At 52.8% G+C, this 7952-nt stretch carries 9 protein-coding genes; 5 read left to right on the top strand and 4 right to left on the bottom strand.

All coding sequences use genetic code 11. The annotated features are described in order from the left end of the window. A partial coding sequence (locus tag OXG10_01115) for a DNA replication/repair protein RecF (GenBank protein MCY3825974.1) occupies positions 1-1088 on the bottom strand: 1088 nt, incomplete at its 3' end. A 100-nt stretch (positions 1089-1188) separates the two neighbouring features. Here OXG10_01115 and OXG10_01110 point away from each other — a divergent pair. The 5 genes from OXG10_01110 (at position 1189) to obgE (ending at position 6623) form a co-directional block, all read left to right on the top strand. Next, on the top strand, positions 1189-3288 hold the full coding sequence (locus OXG10_01110; GenBank protein ID MCY3825973.1) for a CDC48 family AAA ATPase: 2100 nt from the start codon (positions 1189-1191) through the stop codon (positions 3286-3288). Between the two features lie 29 nt (positions 3289-3317). After that, complete coding sequence (locus OXG10_01105) at positions 3318-4184, top strand: prepilin peptidase (GenBank protein MCY3825972.1); 867 nt, start codon at positions 3318-3320, stop codon at positions 4182-4184. A 4-nt stretch (positions 4185-4188) separates the two neighbouring features. After that, a complete protein-coding gene (locus tag OXG10_01100) occupies positions 4189-5004 on the top strand; it encodes a DUF1460 domain-containing protein (protein MCY3825971.1) in 816 nt (271 codons plus the stop codon). A gap of 66 nt (positions 5005-5070) precedes the next feature. Next, positions 5071-5493, top strand: coding sequence for a hypothetical protein (locus OXG10_01095; protein MCY3825970.1), 423 nt, complete (start codon positions 5071-5073; stop codon positions 5491-5493). 92 nt (positions 5494-5585) lie between these two features. Next, positions 5586-6623, top strand: a complete 1038-nt coding sequence (gene obgE, locus OXG10_01090; GenBank protein ID MCY3825969.1) for a GTPase ObgE — start codon at positions 5586-5588, stop codon at positions 6621-6623. On the opposite strand, the gene OXG10_01085 is transcribed toward obgE, so the two are convergent. The 3 genes from OXG10_01085 to queG form a co-directional block, all read right to left on the bottom strand. Further along, complete coding sequence (locus tag OXG10_01085; GenBank protein MCY3825968.1) at positions 6583-7005, bottom strand: nuclear transport factor 2 family protein; 423 nt, start codon at positions 7003-7005, stop codon at positions 6583-6585. The genes obgE and OXG10_01085 overlap by 41 nt on opposite strands. A gap of 12 nt (positions 7006-7017) precedes the next feature. Further along, on the bottom strand, positions 7018-7248 hold the full coding sequence (locus OXG10_01080; GenBank protein MCY3825967.1) for a HEAT repeat domain-containing protein: 231 nt from the start codon (positions 7246-7248) through the stop codon (positions 7018-7020). Next, positions 7245-7952 (bottom strand): tRNA epoxyqueuosine(34) reductase QueG (gene queG / locus OXG10_01075; GenBank protein MCY3825966.1); only part of this gene is annotated, 708 nt, incomplete at its 5' end. The genes OXG10_01080 and queG, both read right to left, overlap by 4 nt.

Genomic DNA, 7952 nt, shown 5'->3' with positions numbered 1-7952 from the left:
ACCCGGCCTGAGTCAACGAGAAACGAGTGGAATTCCCCCCGGCGGGGTATCTCGTTCTTATCGGTCGAGGTGACGAACACCTGCCCGGTGAATTCCGAGAGAGTTTTGAAAAGAAAGCTCCTGCGCTTTATGTCAAGCTCGCTCGTTATGTCATCGAGAAGAAGTATGGGATTAGTTCCCGTGTGTTCCTTAAAAAGCCTTATCTCTGAGGCCTTAAGCGCCAGAACCAGGTTTTTTGACTGTCCCTGCGAGGCAAAGCGCGAAGCGTCCTGCCCGTTAAGCAGGAAACCGACCCGGTCCCTGTGGGGACCGACAGTCGTGTGACCTCTTTTTCTGTCAGAAGGAAAATTCCTAGAAAGCGCTTCCCTTATCGCCTCTGCAATATCCGCCCTGCGTTCAAACGAAAACCCGTAGCTAACGCGCGCCGACATGTCCGATTCCCCGTGCTCCCCGTAAACCTCGGCGAGCTTACGGTTAAAGCTTTTTATCATCTCGATGCGCCTGCTCACGATGTCGGCTCCGATTCTGGCTATCTGATCGTCCCAGAGTTCCACGGAAAGCGGGGACACTTTCTCCTTTAATCCGAGCATGTGGTTTCTCTGGCTTACGGCCCTCTGGTAGTCGCGAAGCTGCTTTATGTGGGCCGAGTGTACGGCGCTTACAACGGAATCAAGGTAATTTCTTCTTGCCTGAAGGCCGCCCTTAACTATCTCTATGTCCGAGGGAAGGAACAAAACGACCTTGAAGCGGCCGAAATGCTGACTTATGCTCCGCACGGTCTTTGAGTTAAGCCGCGTGTGGCGTCCCTCTTTTTTTACGGTTATGTGCACTTCATTGAGACCATTTGCGGAAAGAATCTCCCCCTTAACGAGCGAGGCCTCGCAGCCGAAGCGCACGAGCTCAGAGTTTTTCGCGCCCGAAAAAGGCCGCATCCCGCAGACAAGATATATGGCCTCGAGAAGGTTGGTTTTCCCTTGGGCGTTTCGTCCGTGGATGACGTTCAGTCCCGTATAGAACGGAAGGGAGAGGTTTTCGTAATTTCTGTAGTTCCTAAGGCTCAGATGTTTAAGCTGCACTTGACTCGCCAACCGTTTTTTCCCGGGAAAAAGCCGCTTTCCCCCTTCCCGCAGGCGCTTTCTTGACCATAGAATTTTAAGCGTTAATATCTTTTTTGAAAGGTACTGACTTATGATATCGCTTAAAATATCGGAAATCCACTCAAGGGATTCGGGAAAAGGTTACGCCAGGATAAGCCCCATAGACATGCAGGAGCTGGGCCTTACGTCTTGGGACCTGGTACAGATAGACGGAAGGAAAAAAACCGTCGTGAGAGCTCTGCCGCTTGATGCCGAAGAATGCGAAGCGGATTCCGTGATAGAAATAGACACTGTAACCAGAGAGAATGCGGGAGTTGAGCTTGACGACATAGTAATAGTGACAAAAGCCGACCTTGAGAAGGCAAGCAGGATAACCCTGTGTCCCAGAAACAAGGCGTTTCTCTACGACCCGTCCAAAAGCAAGCGTCTCAACAACAGGCTTGAAGGACTCCCCGTAACGGTCGGAGACAGGGTATCTGTGAGAGTGTCCGCCGCCAAGACCGAAGACTTCGACGTGCTTACCACGATGCCTGAGCACTCGGTTGTCATAAGTCAGAAAACCCGCATGGACGTGATACAGAGGCCGAAAACCAAGGTGGACGCGGAAAGGGTTTCGTATACGGACATAGGGGGACTTTCAAGCCAGATAAAAAGAATAAAGGAGATTCTCGAACTTCCGATACGCTTCCCATCGCTTTTTGAAAAGCTCGGGGTTCAGCCGCCCAGGGGAATCCTTCTTACAGGCCCCCCGGGAAGCGGAAAAACCCTGCTCGCAAAAGCCATAGCGTTTGAAACGGATTCAAATTTCCAAGTAATAAACGGCCCCGAGGTAATTCACAGGTTCTACGGGGAGAGCGAAGCCAAACTGCGCCAGATATTTGAGAACGCCACCAAGAACCAGCCGTCCATAATATTCCTAGATGAACTGGACGCGATAGCTCCCCGGCGAGACAAGGTTACGGGAGATGTTGAAAAAAGGGTGGTGGCCCAGCTTCTATCCCTAATGGACGGTCTCACGCACAGAGGAAACGTTACGGTTATCGGGGCGACCAACCTGCCGGACATGATCGACCCCGCGCTTCGCCGCCCTGGCAGGTTTGACAGGGAAATCCACCTTCCGGTCCCCGATACCAAGGCCCGCCTAGAGATATTCCAGGTTCATTCAAGAAGCATGCCGCTTTCAAGCGACGTGGATCTTCAAAGACTCTCCGAGCTCTCAAGCGGCTACGTGGGGGCCGACATAGAGAATCTCTGCAGGGAGGCGGCAATAAATTCTCTTACCAACATTCTGCCGGACATGGAACAGGACTTCGTCTCCAATGTCGCACACAGCTTTCTTGTAGAAGTCGGCATGGAAGACTTCCTTGAGGCGCTTCGAAATATCGATCCCTCTGCAATAAGGGAGATAGTGGCTGAGATACCGAAGACCTCCTGGGATGACGTCGGAGGTCTTGAGAACGTAAAAGACGACCTGATTGAATCCGTCATATGGCCTATGAAGCACAGGAACTTCTACGAGGCCTTGGACGTAGAGTCACCCAAGGGAATATTGCTTCACGGCCCTCCGGGAACGGGAAAGACCCTCCTCGCAAAAGCGCTTGCCAACAGAACGGATGTTAACTTCATTTCCATAAAGGGGGCGGAGCTTCTCTCCAAGTATGTCGGAGAATCGGAGCGCGCCGTAAGGGAAGTTTTCAAAAAGGCAAAACAGGTTTCTCCCTGCATAGTGTTTTTCGACGAGCTCGACGCCCTTTGCCCGAGACGCTCCGAATCTAACTCGACCCGCGTGAGCGAAAGGGTGGTAAGCCAGCTGCTTGCCGAGATTGACGGGGTTGAGGAACTCCCGGATGTGCTGGTGCTTGCCGCGACAAACAGGATTGACATGATAGAACCGGCGCTTCTGAGACCGGGAAGATTCGATCTCGTGGTCGAGATCCCGACCCCTTCAAAAGAGGAAATTCTCGAGATCCTAAAAATCCACACCCGGAAAAAGCCTCTCGGAACGGATGTGAAACTCACCGCACTTGCAGAACAGCTTGAAGGCAGAACCGGAGCGGACGTAAAGCTCGTATGCAACAGGGCATCTTTGCACGCGATAAAAGAGCATCTGGGGAAAAACAGGAAAGTCATCAAGCTCTGCAGAAGACATTTTGACCTGGCGCTTTCGGAACTGCAGAAAAGAAACGCTTAACGAAAGCCGCAACTGGGACAGGAGTCGCCTTGGAAAGTTCTTTTCTTTTTCTTCATAGCATCGTTCCCGAAATATGGTTTTTCATTCTGGGAGCAGCACTTGGAAGCTTCGCGAACGTCTGTGTAAGGAGAATTCCAGCCGGAGTCTCGATAGTCTCTCCGCGTTCCCGCTGCACAAGCTGCGAAACCCCCATAAGGGCCCTTCACAACATTCCGATCCTGAGCTGGCTGCTGCTTGGAGGCAAGTGCGCCTACTGCGAAGAGCGGATATCGGCTGAGTACCCGCTTGTAGAACTTCTCTGCGCTGTGCTGGCGGTTTTTCTCTACAGGGAGTTCGGAGTGTCGCTCGAAGTGCTTTTCTACCTGGCGCTCTGCACGGGACTTGTGGCTATAACGCTGATAGACATAAGACACCTGATCATTCCCGACATGATAACGCTTCCCGGAATAGCAGCCGGGGTTTTGCTAAACGCGGTCAGAACCGACTGGGCAGCCGCGGCCGAAGCGGTTTTTTTCTCCGGCCTTGGGGACTTTCTGCCCGCGACGGCCAGTATCGCCATTTTTAATTCCATAGGAGGAGCGCTGCTCGGAGGAGGAGCTTTCTTGCTGATCGCCATGGCATACAGGAACTTGAGAAAAAAAGAAGGAATGGGAATGGGCGACGTAAAGCTCGTAGCGATGCTGGGAGCTTTTTTCGGAATGTGGGGGGTGCTGGTCATAATATTTCTGAGTTCCATCCTGGGAACCCTTATCGGACTCTCGGTTATAATACTGCGCAAGAAAGATCCGGGACATGCCATAGCCTACGGCCCCTTTCTTTCCCTCTCGGCCGTGCTTTACCTGCTCGGAGACGATCTTTTTCTCCTTGCCGGAATAAACATCGGGTCGCCGGGGTAGAGCCATGAAAAGAATAATCAAAAATCTCTTTCTTCTGATCGTCATAGTTGTCGCGGCCAAGTTCCTGTTCACGGTCTTCGGAAAAGACTTCTCGACTGTACACTCAGAAAAAGTGATTCTTGGGGACTGGACGCAGCAGGAAATAGAAACCCTGATGGAGCGGGCAGCCTTAAAGGACGGTTCCGCCGCCAAAATAGAATTTCTCTCGGAGAAATTTCTCGGAACTCCCTACGCGGGAAACACCCTTGGTGGAGCAAGCGGCGAGACGGAGCAGCTTACAGTGGATCTCTCGGGGGTTGACTGCTTTACCTATATCGACTACGTGGAGTCGCTCAGGCTTTCAGGAAGCTTCGGGGAATTCAAGGGAAAACTCGTGAAAACGAGATATAAAGACGGCGCTGTGCGGTGGGAGAACAGGAAACATTTTTTCTCCGACTGGGTAAACGGGAACGATAAAAACGCCCGTGATGTAACCCGTGAAGTCGGGGGCGACGCAACGGCAGTCGTGACCAAGGAGCTGAACAGAAAAACAGACGGCTCTCCCTGGCTTCCGGGACTTGCGACAGTAAAAAGGGACGTGAGCTATGTCCCCTCTGAGAAGTTAAGCCCGCCAGTTCTCCAAGAGATAAAAACGGGGGACTACCTCGGGATATACTCCGATAAAAACGGCCTTGACGTCTCTCACACGGGAATAGCCGTTAGAAAAGACGGCGTGGTTTACCTGCGTCACGCTTCCACGGTACACGAAAAGGTGCTGGACGAGGAGCTTGCCACCTACATGAAAAACAAGCCCGGACTTCTGGTATACAGGGTAAAGTAATGGATTATGTGGTAGAATCAGAGCTGTCCCCGGGCGGGGCATGATTGCAATCAAGGAGGCGGTTTAATGTCTTTAAATGTAAACGTAAAGGAACTCACGGGATGTCTCAAGGAAGTGAAGAAGGCTCAGGACTCTCTTGATAATCTTCTTGACTTCGTGGACCTCATGAAAAACGTAAAGGAATCTTTTCCGGGAGATGTCGCAACCCCGGCTGAGAAAATCAAGGAGATTTCAAGGGCCGCCGCTCCCTACATAAAAGAGATAAAGGCCATTTTTGACGGGGAGCTCAACAAGCTTCCGATAAACGATGAAGAGGTTGCCGACGCTGCGAAGAAACTGGTGCTCTATCACGGAGACCACATGCAGGTTCTCATCTGGGCCGAGCAGCAGAAGGCAAACCACGAACCGGATTCCTACTGGTGGAGATACTGGGACGGTATAACGGGAAACGTAAAAAAGGACATAGCGGAACATCAAAAACAGCTCTAGGGCTTCGCCCCGGAGGGGGTCGTCCGAAAAACCTCCAGACCATCCGCAAGACCGAAGCCCCGGCGAGATGATTCTCACCCGCCCAAACCAAAATGCAGTTTATAGACGAGGCGAAAATAACCGTTATATCAGGTAACGGCGGCAACGGATGCGTCAGCTTCAGAAGGGAGAAGTTCGTTCCCAAGGGAGGCCCCAACGGCGGCGACGGCGGCAAGGGGGGAGACGTGGTGGTGGTCGCTGACGCGAACATGTCCTCGCTTCTTGACTACAGGTACAAAAAAGAATACAAAGCCCAGAACGGCCAGCCCGGAAGGGGCAAGGATCAGCACGGAAAATCGGGTTCCGACCTAATCATCCCAGTTCCAGCGGGAACAGTGATAACTTCCTCTGAAGACGGAGAAACGCTTGCCGACCTCATCGAGGACGGTGAGCGCTTTACTGTGGCCAAGGGAGGCGGCGGAGGCAGGGGAAACTCAAGGTTCGTATCGCCGACTAACCGGGCGCCGAGACAGGTAGAGAGCGGGCGCCCCGGAGTGCGTAGGGAAGTAAAGCTCGAACTTAAGGTGCTTGCCGACGTCGGCATCCTCGGGTTTCCAAACGCGGGGAAATCAACCCTCATATCGAAAATCTCGGCCGCGAGACCCAAAATCTCGGGCTATCCCTTCACAACTCTCGTTCCCAACCTCGGGGTAGTAAGCTACGGGGACCATCAGTCTTTCGTGATCGCGGACATCCCCGGGATCATCGAGGGAGCCCACAAGGGACTCGGGCTTGGTATCCAGTTCCTAAAACACGTGGAGAGAACCCGCCTTCTGGTTCACATGCTCGATCTTGACCCGATTTCGGGGAGGGATCCCGTAGAGGATTTTGACAAGATCAACTCGGAGCTAAGGGAGTACTCGGCGAATCTTGCCGAGAAGCCTCAGCTGGTCGTTCTCAACAAAATCGATATCGTTGAAGCCAAAGACAGAGAAGCAGAGACGGCAAGACAGCTCAAGGGAAGGGACATCGAGACCCTGAGCATATCCGCGGTCACGGGAGAGGCTTGCCAGCAACTGGTCTACTTAATCGGGGAGAGACTCAGTCTCCTTACTGAAGATTCTCGTAATCAATCTCCGCGCGAGGAATAGGCATCAGGGAAGCGTGGTGAAGCGTCATCTTCCACTCTCCATCGGCAAGCTCGAATATGTTGGTCGCTTGGGCCAGCACCACAACCCTGCGATCGTCTATTGAGTAAGTCGCTCTCTCAACGCAGTTAAGCCAGGCCGAATTTCCCTTCACGTCAACAAAGAAATTCGAAATATCAACGCGGTCAAATCCACCCGTCTCGAAAATGGTTTTCCAGCTCTCCCTTATCGCTTCCCATCCGAGAATTATCGGCCAGCCCGCGTGAACGCACTTGGCCCTGCCGTCGGTAAGCCAGACCCGCTCTATGAGTTCAACATCGTAGCGATTGCGGGCGTCGTAGAATTTTTTGTTCGCCTTTATTATTTCGTCTTTTTCATGACTCATGAGAAACAAACCTCAGTTTCGCGGGGAACCAACAGCATGGTGAATTTCTTCCAGCACTTCCCCGTCGGTTTCGGTCTCAAGCAGACACTCAAGCTCGCCCCTGCAATCCTCTCCCCCGAGCATCCAGAGCGCCCAGACCGCGTGAGCCCTTACGATCGGCTCATCATCTCCGAGAAGGCTCCTTGCGTATTCTATATACTCCTTATTTCCCGAATTTCCAACAGCCACGAGCACATTTCTCATGAAACCCCTGCGCTTGGCCCTCTTGACCGGACTCTTTCTGAAAACCTCCCGGAAACCGTCCCCGTCAAGCTCGAGAAGCCATTTGAAATCGGGACTGAGCAGTTTTTCCCGCGGCCTGAAGCTTTTTTTGAGAGTAAAAAGAGCGTCGTGGTTCCACGGACACACGTCCTGACACACATCGCAGCCGAAAACATTTCGCACCCGAAAACATTATTTTCCACCCCTTCCCTCAGCTCAAGCGGCATTTTGCCTTTAAGCTCTATCGTGAGGTAGGAGATGCATTTCCTGGCGTCAAGCACGTAAGGCTCCACTATGGCATCGGTGGGACAGGCGTCTATGCACCTGGTGCAGGTACCGCAGCGGTCCTCAGCCGCCGAGTCGTAGTCAAGCTCAATGTCGGTTATCACCTCTCCGAGAAAAAGCCAGGAGCCGACCTTCTGGTTTATAAGACAGGTGTTTTTACCCACCCAACCCACTCCCGAGCGACCCGCGTGCACTTTCTCAAGAACCGGCCCCGTATCCACGTAAGCCCTGACGCCCGTTTCTTCGGGGAAAAGACCCGTTATGTAGTCCGCAAGCCCGTCGAGCATCTCTCCCATTACGTCGTGGTAATCGTCTCCCCATGCGTACCTCGATATCCAGCCGCCACCCGAAGCTTCCGTCGAGCGTGGATTCTCCGTATTGTAGTTAACGGCGCAGGAAAC

The organism is Candidatus Dadabacteria bacterium, assembly GCA_026706695.1.
GTDB lineage: Bacteria > Desulfobacterota_D > UBA1144 > Nemesobacterales > Nemesobacteraceae > Nemesobacter.
Note: the sequence above shows the minus strand (reverse complement) of the source record. Positions and strands in the feature narration are given on the sequence as shown.